Source organism: Aeromonas sp. 75A (assembly GCF_051919425.1).
In the GTDB taxonomy this organism is placed as follows: domain Bacteria; phylum Pseudomonadota; class Gammaproteobacteria; order Enterobacterales; family Aeromonadaceae; genus Aeromonas; species Aeromonas veronii.
Genome location: NZ_JBQBES010000002.1, coordinates 3,242,169 through 3,257,665, shown reverse-complemented (window position 1 = coordinate 3,257,665; position 15,497 = coordinate 3,242,169). Strand labels below are relative to the sequence as shown.

The 15,497-nt window shown below is 40.9% G+C and carries 12 protein-coding genes; 5 read left to right on the top strand and 7 right to left on the bottom strand.

Annotated features, from left to right (window positions below):
• Positions 1-399 precede the first annotated feature (399 nt).
• The gene (locus ACTG2T_RS15280) at positions 400-2,022 is read left to right on the top strand and encodes a histidine kinase (protein WP_159143394.1); all 1,623 of its coding nucleotides are present in this window, start codon (positions 400-402) and stop codon (positions 2,020-2,022) included.
• A gap of 9 nt (positions 2,023-2,031) precedes the next feature.
• On the top strand, positions 2,032-2,709 hold the full coding sequence (gene narL / locus ACTG2T_RS15275) for a two-component system response regulator NarL (protein WP_017408671.1): 678 nt from the start codon (positions 2,032-2,034) through the stop codon (positions 2,707-2,709).
• A 78-nt stretch (positions 2,710-2,787) separates the two neighbouring features.
• On the opposite strand, the gene ACTG2T_RS15270 is transcribed toward narL, so the two are convergent.
• The 4 genes from ACTG2T_RS15270 to norV form a co-directional block, all read right to left on the bottom strand.
• Entirely contained in the window at positions 2,788-4,005 is a 1,218-nt protein-coding gene (locus ACTG2T_RS15270) for a 4Fe-4S binding protein (RefSeq protein ID WP_139411149.1), read from the bottom strand.
• A gap of 108 nt (positions 4,006-4,113) precedes the next feature.
• Positions 4,114-4,455 carry a DUF1971 domain-containing protein gene (locus ACTG2T_RS15265; protein WP_017408673.1) on the bottom strand — a complete coding sequence of 114 codons (342 nt, stop codon included), beginning with the start codon at positions 4,453-4,455 and terminating at the stop codon, positions 4,114-4,116.
• A 62-nt stretch (positions 4,456-4,517) separates the two neighbouring features.
• On the bottom strand, positions 4,518-5,687 hold the full coding sequence (norW, locus tag ACTG2T_RS15260) for an NADH:flavorubredoxin reductase NorW (protein ID WP_042024864.1): 1,170 nt from the start codon (positions 5,685-5,687) through the stop codon (positions 4,518-4,520).
• Positions 5,684-7,165, bottom strand: a complete 1,482-nt coding sequence (norV, locus tag ACTG2T_RS15255) for an anaerobic nitric oxide reductase flavorubredoxin (RefSeq protein WP_017408675.1) — start codon at positions 7,163-7,165, stop codon at positions 5,684-5,686. The genes norW and norV overlap by 4 nt, the downstream gene beginning before the upstream one ends.
• 170 nt (positions 7,166-7,335) lie before the next feature.
• Here norV and norR point away from each other — a divergent pair, with 170 nt between their 5' ends.
• Both norR and ACTG2T_RS15245 read left to right on the top strand, forming a co-directional pair.
• Positions 7,336-8,862: a nitric oxide reductase transcriptional regulator NorR gene (gene norR, locus ACTG2T_RS15250; protein ID WP_330125611.1), complete on the top strand. Its 1,527-nt coding sequence runs from the start codon at positions 7,336-7,338 to the stop codon at positions 8,860-8,862.
• Between the two features lie 124 nt (positions 8,863-8,986).
• Positions 8,987-9,649 (top strand): response regulator, encoded by a 663-nt coding sequence (locus tag ACTG2T_RS15245; protein ID WP_156854052.1) that lies wholly within the window; start codon positions 8,987-8,989, stop codon positions 9,647-9,649.
• A 113-nt stretch (positions 9,650-9,762) separates the two neighbouring features.
• Here ACTG2T_RS15245 and ACTG2T_RS15240 read toward each other — a convergent pair whose 3' ends face one another.
• The 3 genes from ACTG2T_RS15240 to ACTG2T_RS15230 form a co-directional block, all read right to left on the bottom strand.
• Positions 9,763-10,722, bottom strand: coding sequence for a sensor domain-containing diguanylate cyclase (locus ACTG2T_RS15240; protein ID WP_330125612.1), 960 nt, complete (start codon positions 10,720-10,722; stop codon positions 9,763-9,765).
• A 257-nt stretch (positions 10,723-10,979) separates the two neighbouring features.
• Positions 10,980-11,732, bottom strand: coding sequence for a hypothetical protein (locus tag ACTG2T_RS15235; RefSeq protein ID WP_107683372.1), 753 nt, complete (start codon positions 11,730-11,732; stop codon positions 10,980-10,982).
• 188 nt (positions 11,733-11,920) lie between these two features.
• Positions 11,921-12,880 (bottom strand): GGDEF domain-containing protein, encoded by a 960-nt coding sequence (locus tag ACTG2T_RS15230; RefSeq protein ID WP_058055680.1) that lies wholly within the window; start codon positions 12,878-12,880, stop codon positions 11,921-11,923.
• Positions 12,881-13,717: 837 nt separating this feature from the next.
• Here ACTG2T_RS15230 and ACTG2T_RS15225 point away from each other — a divergent pair.
• Positions 13,718-15,283 (top strand): sensor domain-containing diguanylate cyclase, encoded by a 1,566-nt coding sequence (locus ACTG2T_RS15225; protein WP_058055679.1) that lies wholly within the window; start codon positions 13,718-13,720, stop codon positions 15,281-15,283.
• The last annotated feature ends 214 nt before the right edge of the window (positions 15,284-15,497 follow it).

The following is a 15,497-nucleotide window of genomic DNA, read 5'->3' as shown; positions in this document are numbered from 1 at the left end:
AAATGGATATTTTTTATTGACTTAGATCAACTGAACATATGTATTACAAATGATGAATATTTCGATAACTACCTACTACAGGGGGGGGCGGGTTGAAATTAACCACAACAAAATCATGCACTTAGCTTCAACAAGACTTTCTTTATCATGAGCTGGCTAATGTCTGGAATATTGTAGGTATTTACTTTGAGGTATTTTTATTAGGGTATCTAAAAGGTATAAACATCAGTAGTGACAATCTTAGGAAGTGTCAAATTCGTGAACATACTATTGAAGTATTGGAAGAAACTGTCTATTACAATTTCTATAACGTCAATTATATGTACACTATGCCTCATATCTATATTTAATATGAGTGCATCGATTTATTTGTCATCAAGCATCCAAGGGAATGCATATGTGATAAATAGTATTGGTTCAATTAGAATGAAAGTCTATGCACTCCTCTCAGGAACACTGTCTGTTGATGAAAAAGTGCAAGCGGTTAATAGCGTTGAATCAATTCTGCATGATCCTTTTTTTATTAACACGGCTGAAAAGCACAACCTTAATAAAGAATACATACAACTCAACAGTTTGTGGGATCCAAAATTAAAAAACATTCTTTCCCACTTAAAATCTGGTGATGTAGCAACACCATTAAGCATTAACCGCTCTAAAGAGTTTATTAGTTTGCTACAGAAGATAATCAAAAGCATTGAGAACAAAACAGAATCTAAGATCGTAGTGATTAATGGCCTTCAAAAAGCATCTTCTTTAATTGTTATATTGTTTTCCTTCATCGCAATTTATAGCTTAAATAAGCGTTTCTTTAGACCGTGGTCAAAATTATTGTTAATGGCTAAAAACATTCAGCATGGTGATTTTAGTTCAAAATTTGATTCTGAATCACATGATTACCGCGATGAGATGTGGCAGCTTGGCAATGCATTAAACAATATGTCAGAGGTTGTTAAGCATACCTACAGCGATCTGGAACAGATGGTAGCTGAAAAAACGCATAAACTTAACTTGCAGAATTTGCATTTAGAATTCCTTTATCGCAGTTGTAGATTATTTCAAAATCAAGAATTCAACTGCAAAGTTTTAGCTCCTTTCATGAAAGAATTAATCGGATACACTGGGGCTGGAAAAATAAAAGTATATATTCATGATCCACATAAAAATTCGGTCAAACATTTATATACCTTTGGTGAGAACGTGAGGCCATTACATTGTGCCTCTATGCGTTGCTCATTATGTATTAATAATGCAGATGTCACATCCCCTATTGAGAGTGAATATAATAATAGGTTATGGAACATTGGAGATGCGCATAATGATTATGGTTACATAGAATTTTTCTTTTCAAATGAAGTCACTATATTACATGATACAGAACAATTAATATTTGCATTTTGCAACTTGCTGTCTCAATCCTTATCTCTTTACTACAAAGAGCAACAACAACAACAACTATTATTATTTAAAGAAAGGAACACAATTGCTCAAACACTTCATGATTCGATAGCACAGTCTTTATCATACTTAAAGATAAAGATTAGCCTTCTTCAAAGGGATCCAATCATCATTAGTTCTTCTCAGGTTGATAATGTTTCAGAGATGAGGTGTGAGTTAAATGAAGCTTACTCAAACATCAGAAAACTAATTTCTACTTTTAGAATTCCATATAAGAAAATCGAAACGTTAATTTTATTAAAAGATGCGATAGCAATATTTAATGACACATATGGTTTTAACATTAGGTTGGAATATAAAGATTTTTATGAAGACTATTCGCATGAGCAGGAAATACTCATACTGAACTTCTTCAATAAATTATTCGAATGTTTAAGGATAAGTATGCCTCCATCACGGATTGAGCTGCATATAAAATCCCTAGCTGAATATGTCATTATCATCCTGAAGGGTGAAGCTGAGTTCGAGGATTCAATATCGAGCTTAGTTGTTTTTCTAAAATCAGAAAATATTTCATTCATTAATGAACGGACGCAAGTGAAAATTGATCTTCACGTAGTTTGAGGAACACACATGGAAAAAGCTTTAACAACCAACGCAGATGTTTTTTCAATTTTACTAATTGATGATCATCCTGTCCTACGGAGCGGGATTAAGCAACTTTTACGTACAAATCCCTTTTTAACTATTGTAGCTGAAGCCAGTACAGGACAAGATGGTGTTCAGCTAGCATTAGATTATGAACCTGACTTAATTTTGTTAGATCTTAATATGCCTGAGTTTAGTGGTATAGACACATTAAAGTCATTACGAGCGCATAATGTATCTAGCAGAATCGTAATCTTCACAGTATCAGATTATGAAGATGATGTTTCGGATGCTATACTTGCTGGAGCAGATGGTTATCTACTCAAAGACATGGAACCTGAAGACCTGATTAGCTCGATTGAACAGGCGTGCATGGGAAAGCTTGTGATAAGCCCAAAACTAACTGCAATCCTTATTGAAAGTATGCAGTCAAGAAGAAAAAACCGCCTTAAAGACAAAAATCTCCAAGTGTTAAGCCATCGCGAAATAGATGTTTTGAAATTTATTGCTCAAGGCTTGCCTAATAAGGTTATATCAAGACGTTTATTTATTTCTGAAGGAACAGTTAAAGTTCATGTAAAAAACATTCTTAAAAAATTAAATCTTCATTCAAGAATTGAAGTTGCAGTGTGGGTTCATAATGAGAAGATTATTTTCGACTAGTAGTGATAACTATTGCGTTATTTAATCATTTGCAGAAATAAAGCGTCACCGAAAAGTGGCGCTTTAATAGCTATCACTCTAATGTGAAAGGCCAGGAAGGATTTCCAATAGATAACGGCGCTGTTCTAATGGTGTGTTGCTTGTCCAAAAATCGAAAATCACATGAGCTAGCAATGGCATTAAGAGAAGTAAAACACACAACATTGCAAGCAGTTTCTTTGCTGAAACCTTTTTATTCGCAGTACCAAAATGAATCGCATTAGCTTGTTTTGGGCATGCAGAGATACAAGTTAAACAGTTTGTACACTCAATATTTCTGACAGATATAAGTTCATGAACCTGTATCCTTGATGGACATGCTCTACTGCATTTATCACAATCGTATCCCTTGCTTCGTAAACAGCTGCTGGAAGACCTGCGAATACGTAATGGTGTCAGAAGTCCTAACAAGGCAAGCCATCCACCATAAGGGCATAGGTATCTACAGAAGCCTTGCTTGAAAAACATCGTGATACATAATACCCAGGCAACAAAAATGCCTGATATGAAGTTCAAGTTGAAAAAGAAGGCTCCCATTTTCATGTCAGCAGCTTGGTGATACTGGCTCATCAAGTACCCTGGCAGTGCAACATTTGGAACAGCAAGAATAACTATGAACATCAGAAATGATAGAACTAGACATTTCTGAGACCTGAGCAGTAGGTCTAACCATTTTGGCGGAGTCCACTCACCAGGTAGCAGCAAATTTCGAAAATGATGCAGCCATTCACCGACAACCCCAAGAGGGCAAAACCATGAGCAGAAGGCACGACCTAAAATGAGTCCAGATAAGGAAATAACCAAGACTGTGATTGTTGCAGCTGGATGGTGGTAATCAGTAATGCCCAAACTCAACAACGCCCGCAAGCCAAGACCGCCCGCTATAGGTAGAAAGCCATCTACGATATCAGGTCTAGACAGCCAAGGTAGGTCACCCTGGTGGAGTTGAAAAATATAAACGCCATACTGTATTGTTACAAATCCCCACGATATAACTAAGAAATATCTAACTAAACTACGAAGTTGTTGATCACTTGAATCATAAAATGCGGATATTAATTTATATCTATAAAGCATACCAATAGCGACAGCAAACACGATTAAACTACTTAGTGGTGGCTTGGCTGCTACCGTCAACCATACAGCAGCGGTTAGCATCATGAACAGCTGCCAAGACCAGCCTGAACGCTCATGCCACTGGAACAACAACAGATACACCAAGCCACTCAGCATGGTTATGGTTTCAATCCCACTCATCTAGCCAACTCCCATCGCAAAAACAGCCAATCATAAACAACATTACAGTTATTCATTTTGATCTGGATGGGCAGTTGGCCTAGTTTGTGGCGATGACCAGATTGTAATTTATTCTCTTGTCTTAATGAGTGGGGTGTCTGAGCTTACGTTTTCAGCCCAAAAATGGATATTGAATCTAGCATCTTCAGACAGTTCAACCCTGTGCCAATACTGAGGTGGGCTGGTTGCAAACTCTCCGGCTCGGATTACAAGCGTAATTTCAGGTATCTCCGCTGTTTCATCAGCAAAACCGTAATATGTTACCGTCCCCTCCATTACACATAACTGACCGAATACGCCAGCAGCTGTATTGTGATGGGTTAATAGAGCCTGTGGTACGTTTTCATTTGTAAAGAATGGGGTTGAACGGCGAACAACCCAATGAGCTGGTATACTATGCAGTAGCGACATGTTTTATCCTTAATAATCTATGAAATTAAGTAAGGCTGAGCATATGCTCAGCCAGCAATTATTCATCTAGAAAGAAGGCGTAGAAGTGGGAATGCAGCTCCCATTTGGTCTCCACCTACGACAAAGCCGCACATTTCACCATCCTCGCTGCGAGCTTCTGCGACCATTCCATTTTTATTCCACTTAAACTGCCATGAAAGGTCTGTACCTTTTGTTCTACCAGCTAACTGCAAAGGATATTGAAGTGTTTTTACCTTCACTAGCATTGGAGGAAGCGTTAGTGGTGTTGGCTTACCAATCAGAGTTTTAGATAATGCATTGGCACCGAGAACAATTGGCTGCAAAAAGGGGCGTAATTCACCTTTCCACTCAACGCAATCGCCAAGCGCATAAATGTGCTCACTCGATGTTCTCAGGTATTCATCCACTACAATTCCACGCCTTACAGCCAGTCCCGCATTCATCGCTAAGGATAGATTCGGTTGTAGACCTATAGCTGAAATGACAAGATCCTGTTCACTGAAACTGCTGTCAGTGAGCTCTATCGTAAAGGATTCGTTGGCATCTCCTCTTTGTATCGACTTGATACCTCGACCAAGTTTTAGGTCAACCCCCTGCTCCCGTAAGGCTTGCAGTAACGGTTGACTCAATGCAGCTGGCATTAATGTACTTAGGGGGCTGTCCGCCAGATCTACAAGCGTCACAATTCGGTCTTGGCCCACCATATCCATAGCCAACTCACAGCCGATCAAACCTGCTCCGAGTACCATAATGCGTTTTGCATTCTTAATTAATTGTTCGGCATTGGCATAATCATTTTGGCTATTGAGGGTTACCATTTTATCCGAGTTGGGAACGGGAGGCAGTATAGAACTGGCCCCAGTTGCCAGCACTAGCTGGCCATAAGAAAAATCGCCATTATTTGTGTGTACCATTTTGTTATTCGGACTAATGCTATGCACAATCGTATTAGGTGACAGAATGATACGTTGCTGTTCAGCAAATTGAGCCCCCGTCAACTTTGTCATTGCGCTGGCGGTGTAACCACGACTGACCACATGACTCAAGTCCGGTTTGTTATATTCATTGCCATTATCAGCGGTAATAAGACGGATCGGTCTTTCACCATCTAATTTACGCAAGCTTTTTACCAACTGCTGAGCGGCAAAGCCGCTACCGATGATGACTATATCCTGGCTGGAACCAGCATAATGCTCATTTAATGCGCTCATACACATGCCTCCACTGCGCATGGTTCGAATACCTCCTTGCCGATGCCGCAGCCAGGGCAAAGGAAACTCTCCGGTACAAGGCTCCAGGGAGTGCCAACCGCAACCAATTGATCCGGTTCACCTAAGGCGGGGTCATAAACCCACTGGCAGACTGTGCAAAGCATTGCTTGTTCATCGTCTACTCCGGCTACAACTGACTGGGTGGTCTCCTCTACAGGGGAGATATCAACAGTGAATGGCACTTGATGGGCTGCTTTTTCTGGGCGAGGCACCTCAATAGGATGTAACGCCCATTGACGAGCGAGCTGGCGTCCATGCTCTCGGCACTCTGCCAGTGCAGAACCATCTGGTCGCCATTTGGCTTTCAGAGAAATGCTGATATCAAAGCCTGCATCCATCAATCGGGTCTGGATACGATCTACTGCACCACCAGTCCAGCCGTAACTGCCGAATGCAGAAGCACGCTTGTTTCTAAAGCGCAGGCCAGTTATCTCCTCCAGCATGCCTGCCACCTTAGGCATCATGACGTTGTTCATTGTGGATGAGCCCACGAGTATTCCCTTGGAGCGGAACACTTGTGTCAGGATCTCGTTCTTATCGTGGCGGGCTACGTTGTAGATCTTGACTGCGACCCCAGGGTCAACTTCGTGAATACCCTGTGCGATGGCATCGGCCATCATACGGGTGTTGTTTGACATCGAGTCATAGAACAGGGTGATACGATCTTCTTGGTAGTGGTCTGCCCACTCCAGATACTTGAGAATAATTTGGGTCGGATCCTCACGCCAGACAATACCGTGGGAGGTTGCCACCATGCTTACTGGCAGGTTGAATCCAAGCACCTCTTTGATTTTAGCTGTCACAAGTGGGCTGAATGGGGTGAGGATATTTGCGTAGTACCGTTGGCACTGCTCCATCAATTCGGTTTGATCTACTTCGTCATTGAACAGATGCTCATCACAATAGTGTTGACCGAAGGCATCGTTAGAAAACAACACTGCGTCCTCAGTCATGTAGGTCATCATGCTGTCGGGCCAGTGCAGCATAGGTGTTTCAATGAACACCAGCTGCTTGCCATTACCGATGTCGAGACTGTCGCCTGTTTTGACTGGATGGAAGTTCCATTCAGGATGATGATGGTGTCCCGTGATTGAGTCGATAGCGTTGTGAGTGCAGTAAATCGGAGTGCCTGGGATACGAGCCATCAATTCGGTCAGTGCCCCTGCGTGATCTTCCTCAGCATGGTTGATCACCACATAATCGATAAGGTTAAGGTCGATCTCTGCTGCAAGGTTTTGAACGAACTCTCGGCTGAACTTATGATCGACTGTATCAATCAGCACGTTCTTCCCTTCACGGATGAGATAGCTGTTGTAGCTCGTCCCCTTGTTTGTCTTGTACTCAGTACCATGAAAATCTCGAACTTCCCAGTCCCGTTGGCCGACCCAGTGAATGTTGTTTTTGACATGAATGGTCATCTGGCAATTCCTCAGTATGTAATAGTTGGTATTTCTTGATATCAACTATTGCAGCTAACATGCCAACTCATAACTCATTGTTTTTATGAGGCTTAGTTTATTTTCTTGTTAAAATGACATAGTATTGATATTGTTTAAATGACAGCATTAATGTCATTTGGACACTAACAATGATTTCGACAGACAGTTTGGCTCGTATTGCTATAGACATACAGCTGGGGATTTCACATCAAGACAGATTCCACCGCCTTATCCAGAGTATTCGCAGCCTACTGAACTCAGATGCGTCAGCCTTGCTACGGTACGAAGGAGGCCAGTTCATCCCGCTCGCCATCGATGGTTTAATGCAGGACGTATTAGGACGCCGTTTCGCCATCAAGGAGCACCCACGCATGGAGGCAATAGCTCGTGCTGGTGACGTAGTACGCTTTCCGGCAGATAGTAACTTGCCAGACCCCTATGATGGCTTGATCCCTGATCATGCAGAATTTAAGGTGCATGCTTGTGTTGGTTTACCTTTGTTCTCCGATCAAGTCTTGATTGGTGCATTGACCATCGATGGAATGAATCCTGCCCAGTTTGATGACATTAGCGATGAAGAGTTGCGTCTAGTTGGTGCGCTAGCGGCAGCGGCGTTAAGTAACTCATTACTACTAGAGCGTTTAGCTCGCCAGAGCAGTGAGCCATTAATACCTTCAACACCAACAGGTGCAGATAGATTCGAGATAATCGGGCATTCTCAGGCGATGCAGCAGCTAAAGCATGAGGTAGATATAGTTGCTAACACTGATTTAAACGTCCTGATTTTGGGCGAAACGGGTGTAGGCAAGGAGTTAATAGCAAAAGCAGTACATCTTGGCTCGCCACGGGCAGATCGCAAATTGGTATATCTCAATTGCGCAGCACTACCGGAATCCGTAGCAGAGAGTGAATTATTTGGACATGTGAAGGGAGCGTTTACAGGCGCTATTCATAACCGTGCGGGTAAATTTGAACTAGCGGATAAGGGCACGTTGTTCCTGGATGAAATTGGTGAATTATCCTTATCATTGCAGGCAAAATTGCTACGTGTCATTCAATATGGAGACTTGCAGCGGATTGGTGATGACACCCCACTAAAGGTCAATGTACGTGTGCTTGCTGCAACGAATCGAGACTTGAAGAAAGCGGTCATCGATGGCGAGTTTCGAGCAGACCTCTATCATCGCCTGAGTGTTTTCCCTATACATGTACCAGCCTTGAGAGACAGAGAGGATGATATCTCCTTGTTGGCCGGTTACTTTTGCGAGTGCTGTCGAGTGAGTATGGGGTTAGAGCAACTGCGGATCCAACCTCAAGCACTGCATCTTTTGAAGGGCTATGACTGGCCTGGTAATGTGCGCGAACTGGAGCATGCCATTCATCGTGGTGCCGTATTGGCTAGAGCAGAGCAACGAAGTCCGGTTCTGACGCTTGCAACCCATCATTTCACTATAGATATACCACCAATGCTTCAATCTGGCATAAGTCCTACCGAAAATATTGATAACTTCGCTACTAACCAAATGGGTTTGAGAGCATCCACTGATGCATTTCAGTCTGCGTTAATTACAAAGGTACTAGCAGATCATAATGATAATTGGGCTGCAACAGCACGAGCCTTAGATATTGATTGTGGTAACTTACATCGTCTAGCCAAACGACTGGGATTAAAATGATAAAGATACATAGCTATGGGTCATGATATAGTTGCATCCAGCATATTTGTTAAGGTATTGATTTATAGTGTTTTTTATGCGTTTGTGGTGTACAGTGAAACTAGAATGACATTGAGAAGTGGTTATGGACAACAAAGCTTCAATAGAAAAAATACAAACATTAAAAGTATTGCTGGTAGATGATCACTCTATATTGCGAGCAGGAGTCAAATCTGCGCTATCAACAGATTACTGTATGAATGTAATTGCAGAGGCCAGCAATGGTAAAGAAGGATTAGAGCTAGCCGTAGAATATGAACCAGATTTAATATTGCTTGACCTTCAAATGCCAGTACTTAATGGATTAGAAACGCTGAAAAGAATCAGAGCAAAGAAAATAAAAAGCAAGGTTGTTATCTTCACCGAGTCAGATTTGGAAATTGATGTTGTAGAAGCGTTTAGGTTCGGAGCCAATGGATATCTTTCAAAAGATATTGAACCGCTTGATTTAATCAGCTGCATTAAGAGTATATGTGCAGATGCATCAGTTGAAAGCCCTCAGCCAAAAAATAAACCCATGTTAAGTTTATCATCAGAAATAAATGTTGGCATTATCGAATCATTAAGCCATAGGGAAATTGATGTAGTAAAGCTTCTTGCTGAGGGCCACTCGAATAAAGTTATATCCAAACTTTTATTCATATCACCAGGGACTGTAAAAATACATGTGAAAAATATTTTAAGAAAACTTAATCTAAAATCAAGAGTCGCCGTCACTATATGGGCGCACAACAGAACTATTAAGTAGATTTAATAATCTGAATGAGCACAGATAAAAAAGTTCATGTTGCTCTTATCATTGTAACTCATTAATCTCCTGCTGAGAACACATAATTAATTTACCCATGGCTAGCATCTAATTTATCCATCTTGCTTGCAACGATAAATTTCGTCATCTGCTAATCGAAGTAACATGTTTAGATCTGGTGGGGTCGTGGGATTATAGCTCACTATACCTACTGAGCAAGATAGGGTGTAGGCTTTTCCGCTGTGTAAGTTGAATTCATCAAATGAGATATTTATCCTACTACGCATATATTGTAAATACTCATTGTTTGTCTCAGGAACTAAAACTACATATTCATCACCACCTAATCTTGCACAAATATCAGAGTTTCTAAAAACCATATTTATTAGTCTGGCAGCTTGGCACAATGCATCATCTCCCACATCATGACCAAAGCGATCGTTTATCGATTTAAAATTATTCAAATCGATAAACAATAATGAAAGACTTCTCTTTGTTCTAAATGCATGCTGCAAATATTTCTCAGCTAAAAGAATAAACCCTCGTCTATTAGTGATCCCAGTAAGTTCATCTATTGTAGCCATTTGTACAGCACGTAACTCGCTCTCAACTGTAGATGCTAAGTCAGTAAATAAAAGTCTCTCTTTGTCACCAAAAACCCTTGGCTTCCGATCTATAATGCACAAGGAACCAATGTGCAGTCCATTCGTTATGACTAATGAGTGTCCAGCATAGAAGCGAATATATGGCTCCCCAATAACCATCGGATTCTCAGCATATAGGGGATCTTGAGTTGCATCCTCTATAACAAGCATGCTCTTTGTGAGAAACCCATTTCTACAAAAGGAGATATTTGGAAGTGGTTCATGCATGTTTAGACCATAACAAGGTTTAGCCCATCCATGCTCATTATCTTCAAAGGATATTAGGGCAATAGGCACGTCAAAAATATTACGAGCCATCCTTGTTATACGAATGAAACGTTCCTCTGTAGGGGAATCAAGTGCTTGAAGACGGCGTAACGCATCTAGGCGTAGAAAGTCGGGATCTGAGGTTTCATGAAGAGGTTGCATCCTTGCTTCCTTTTTTCATATCGGTTTTAAACGCAAATAGTATGGCATTCTTTGAGATGCAACAGAATGGAATGTAGCATTACATATGACGGATTTTAGTTGTAGTGTGATCGTTAACACATTAGCTTCTCGCATGGGATTCAACTCGACAGGAGACCAAGCCAGCATCACATCATGAGCGGCCTCAATGGAAGCCTTGCGGCTAAGGGGAGACCATGGAGGATGATATTACAATGCGCGGCAAAAAATATTTCTAGTTAATCATGGTAGCAATATTTATCTTTCAACTGTTCAATCTTATTTTCCACTTTCATCATGTTTAGCGTAGAGGCTAATCTTTGTGCTAGCGTAAAATGCCTATTATTAAGATAGGCATAGCCTTCTAATTTATCTACAACGCCAGCCGAATGTACTTTTTCGTATTCTGGTGAGCTTTCAAGTAGGTCTTTTTTGTTTTTATCAAATACAAGGGTTTGCTCAATAAATATATCTGTACGCCCTTTTATCAGTTTTTTCAATCCCTGTTCTGTCGTATTCACATCAGTAAGTAAAGATGGTTTAATCAACTTTGAGAGAACCTCTCCTGCGCGCTTAGAACCTCTTCTAAACTCAATCTTTAAACCATCTTTGTTTAAGTCATCCCAAGAATTAAATTCTAACTTTTTATCATATACATATGCCTCGATAGTCACATAAAAATGTGACTCGTTCACTCTAATCATATTTTTTGTTTGTTGCTGATATTCTAATGGTCGATGTATCTCTCCATCGACACTTCCATTCTCAGCCAGAATTGGGGCTCGTCCACCAGGAACGCCACGATAAATTAGTTTATATCCTAGTCTGGAGAATGCCTCGCTGTAAATATTATGAAGCCAACATCCATACCTTGATTTGAAGGTGTCATCTGAACTCACCAAAACTATAGTGTTTTCAACAGCACTTACACCTAGCGAGAATATAATGAAAAAAATATAAAATATGTTTTTTATAAGGTTTTGTGAAAACATATAGATCTCACATTGACATATCATACGCTCAATATAGCTCAAAATTAAACTTTCTTCATTTTTAAATGAAAAATATATGATGACTACTGGATTGCTTTGTAATATTTACATATTTAACTTTAAAGATTACTCGCACGCCCTGTATCTAGAGTTACAACGCCGAACGACATAGAATGAATCGATGCCTATTATGAACGCAGCCCTTTGCATACATACATCTCCTCATCTGCTTGCCGGAGTAGTTGATCTAAATCAGGTGGAATACTAGCATCGTAAATAACAATTCCTAAGGAGCATGACAACTGGTATGGCTTACCACTATGACTATTGAAGTCATCTATTGCATGATTCAGCCGCTCTTTAATTCTCTGACAATGTTCACTACCAGTGCCAGGTAAAAGGACAACGAATTCATCCCCACCAAGGCGAGCGAATATATCAGCATCGCGGAATACTCGGCATAACAACTCGGCAATATGTCGCAACGCGTCATCGCCAATGTCATGACCAAACTTATCGTTAATTAGTTTGAAGTGATTTAGATCTAAAAAAAGTAAGGCCGCTGGGTGTTTTACACGAAATGCATATTTCAAACTTTTTTCGGCGAGCAGCATGAATCCTCTACGGTTAGTTATCCCCGTCAATTCATCTATGGTTGCTCTCTGAACGGCTTGTAACTCACTCTCAACCATGGATGCCAAATCAGCTAACAGCGCTTGGTCTCGTGGGCTAAAACCCCTGGGTTTAGAGTCTATGATGCACAATGTACCCAGCTTCAAACCGTTCCCAACTTCTAGTGGATGGCCTGCATAGAAGCGAATGTGTGGTTCCCCCGTGACTAAGGGGTTGTCAGAAAATCGTGGATCTTGGGCCGCGTCTTCAACTACAAACAGTTCTTCACCGAGAATTGCATGACCACAAAAAGAAATGTCTCGCGGTGTCTCCAATACCGGCAACCCACAACATGACTTGAACCACTGTCTGTTTTCATCCACCAATGAAACCAATGCGATGGGCACATCAAACATGTTGCGAGCCATCCTGGTAATCCGGTCAAAACGCTCCTCTGCGGGGCTATCAAGTATCGCTAAACGGCGCAATGCGTCTAAGCGAAGCGGTTCGTTATCCGGTACTACAGGGCTTTGCATCAACATCTCCTTGTTGTGTGGGCACTGTACGCTGCCAACATATACTGTGCATCTGTAGATCTGATGTACTGACAGTATATTACAGTAGGTAGACCTATGATTTCGAGCCATCTCATCTTTGATGACAGGAGCAGTGTTTGCACTCTTGGTAGCGTGGTTGTCGCTCGCTCGACAAACAAGAGCTCGCCTAGAATCCCCCTAGTTTTATTCGACCATCCTAGCAAAAAGCCATTCCGCAGTTAACTTGTTTGTCATTAATGAACTAACCTCATATCATCAAGTCTCCCAGTTTTTGCATCTGGATGTTTCACGATGGTCAGAGTCATTTTTCAAGCCAAGGTACATACCTCCGTTGACTCAGGCGGGTGGGTCGAAGTCCCACATTTATGCTTGCAACACTGCGTTATAGAGGACTTTAAGGCTCACCCTCGCTGGAGAAGATCCATCTCATCTTTAGAGCTGGATGAGATTCTCGAACAGCACACCACTAGGTTGTTTGGGGAGGCCAGGCGATTAGATCTGAACACTGTGCCTGAAGGTGTCTCTGTAGATGTGTTCGGGGCTTTGGCTATTGTTACTATAAATTTGATGCAGTGTGACACATACCATTGAAAATATAATATATTCAGACACTTATGACTTTAAAGCTCAGGCCATCGTCTTCATCGTAGACAAACCTTAACGTTCAGATTGTATGAACGGTAGTAAGTAGTTATCGAGCAAGTCGTCCTGAGGGGGCTCGTTCAGGTTCGAGGAGGGTGATCACAATGATGGGCTCATTTAAAGCTTTCTGGTATGGTTAGCCCATCAGATTTTTTCAGACAGGATGTCTGTGTAATGAGTGATAAAACCCAGTGGAAAACATGGTCATTGATTTCCCGCATGCGTCTTGGGTTAGTTCTGCTTTTCGTCCCCATATTAATTCTCGGGGCCATTTATTACTATCATATGACCGTCACTCTGCAACGTGATTTACAGCAACAGTTAGTATCCAAGAATGATCAACTTCATAATGTTTTGATTAAGCCATATCTTGATACCCTCACAACACAGTTTGAGCTTATCTATCGCAAGGTTGATTATAAAGACTTTATAAATAATAAGATCACGCATCAATCTGAATACTTACACGACTGGCGGCGTTATCAGGAAACTGCTGGGCTACAATACATCTATGTTGGCACAGAGCATCGACAATTGCTTGTTCATCCTGAATGGCAACCAGACTCAAATTTTAACCCACGCATAAGGCCATGGTATCAACTTGCCGTTAAAAATAAAGGCAAGATGGTTTGGACTGAACCATATTATGACTACATTTACGGAACGCTATCCCTCTCATTAGCTAAAACAATTGAAGACCCGACAGGGAAGTTAGTTGGTGTCTTTTCAATTGATACATTACTTCAACCTATATCAAAGTGGCTTAATTATAAGCAAGATGCTGGGTATCAGATGTTGGTGAATGGGGCTGGTAAGATGCTAGTTCATCCTGATAAAGAACTAATGTTTACTCCCATGAAAGATATGACCTGGCTTTCAAAGTTCACAAAAGAAAAAGGCGTATTCCATGATAAAGAATCTGGGATGTTTGTGGCATATAACAAAGTCGATGGTCAAGACTGGATCTTGGTTAGTGTTGTTCCAGAATCTACATTACAAGGTGTCATTGAGAGTGTGTCGCTTAATGTTCAAGGTGTCATCGCGCTAACATGCATCCTTTATTTGTTACTCGCATTGTCATGGTCTCGTTATTTTCAACGCATGCTCAATGAGCTATACAATGTTATAAGGTCAAGTCGTAACAATTCATTAAAATCACCTAAGAATAGAATGGTTGAGTTATCACATGTGTATGACGAAGTGGCAAAATCGACACATGAATTATCAGAAGCTCGCTTACAGGCTAATGTTGACCAACTGACAGGTTTATACAACCGTAGATTTTTTGACATAAAGCTTTCTCAGCTATTAAAAAAGCAAGAGCCATTTTATTTAGCACTGTTAGATTTAGATGACTTTAAAAAAGTGAACGATACGTTCGGACACCAAACTGGTGACTCTGTATTAAAAAGAGTAGCGAAACTTGGAAATTCAATTTTTTATGAGCATGGCTGGTTCTGTCGATATGGTGGAGAAGAATTAGCTGTATTGTTTGAAGTGGGCTCTGGGAACTTGGCGATATCTTTACTGGAGGCATTAAGGCATGGTGTTGAGCATCTGGACTGGCGTGAAGATGCTCTTCGAGTAACACTCAGTGGTGGGGTTGCTGTTAGTAAAAAAGATATTAGTGCAAAAGAGCTTATAAATGCAGCTGACATTCAGGTTTACAACGCTAAACGCGATGGTAAGAATCGAATTTACGAGTGCATATCAATAACCACTGTTCATGACACCAAGTAGCGTGAATCCCGTATGATTGATATATGTGCAAGAATTAAATTGAAGTTTTACTATTCAGTGCCTTAGGCACTAATTTAACCAGTTATTGTAAGGGTATCTCCTTCGATAGAATTCGTTGTTAGATTGTTATGACATTCAATTATGAGTGTTTGTTGATGAAATAATAGCCGTGGGTGTACAAAACTGGTTTATCTTCGCTGCGTAGCAGCGGAAT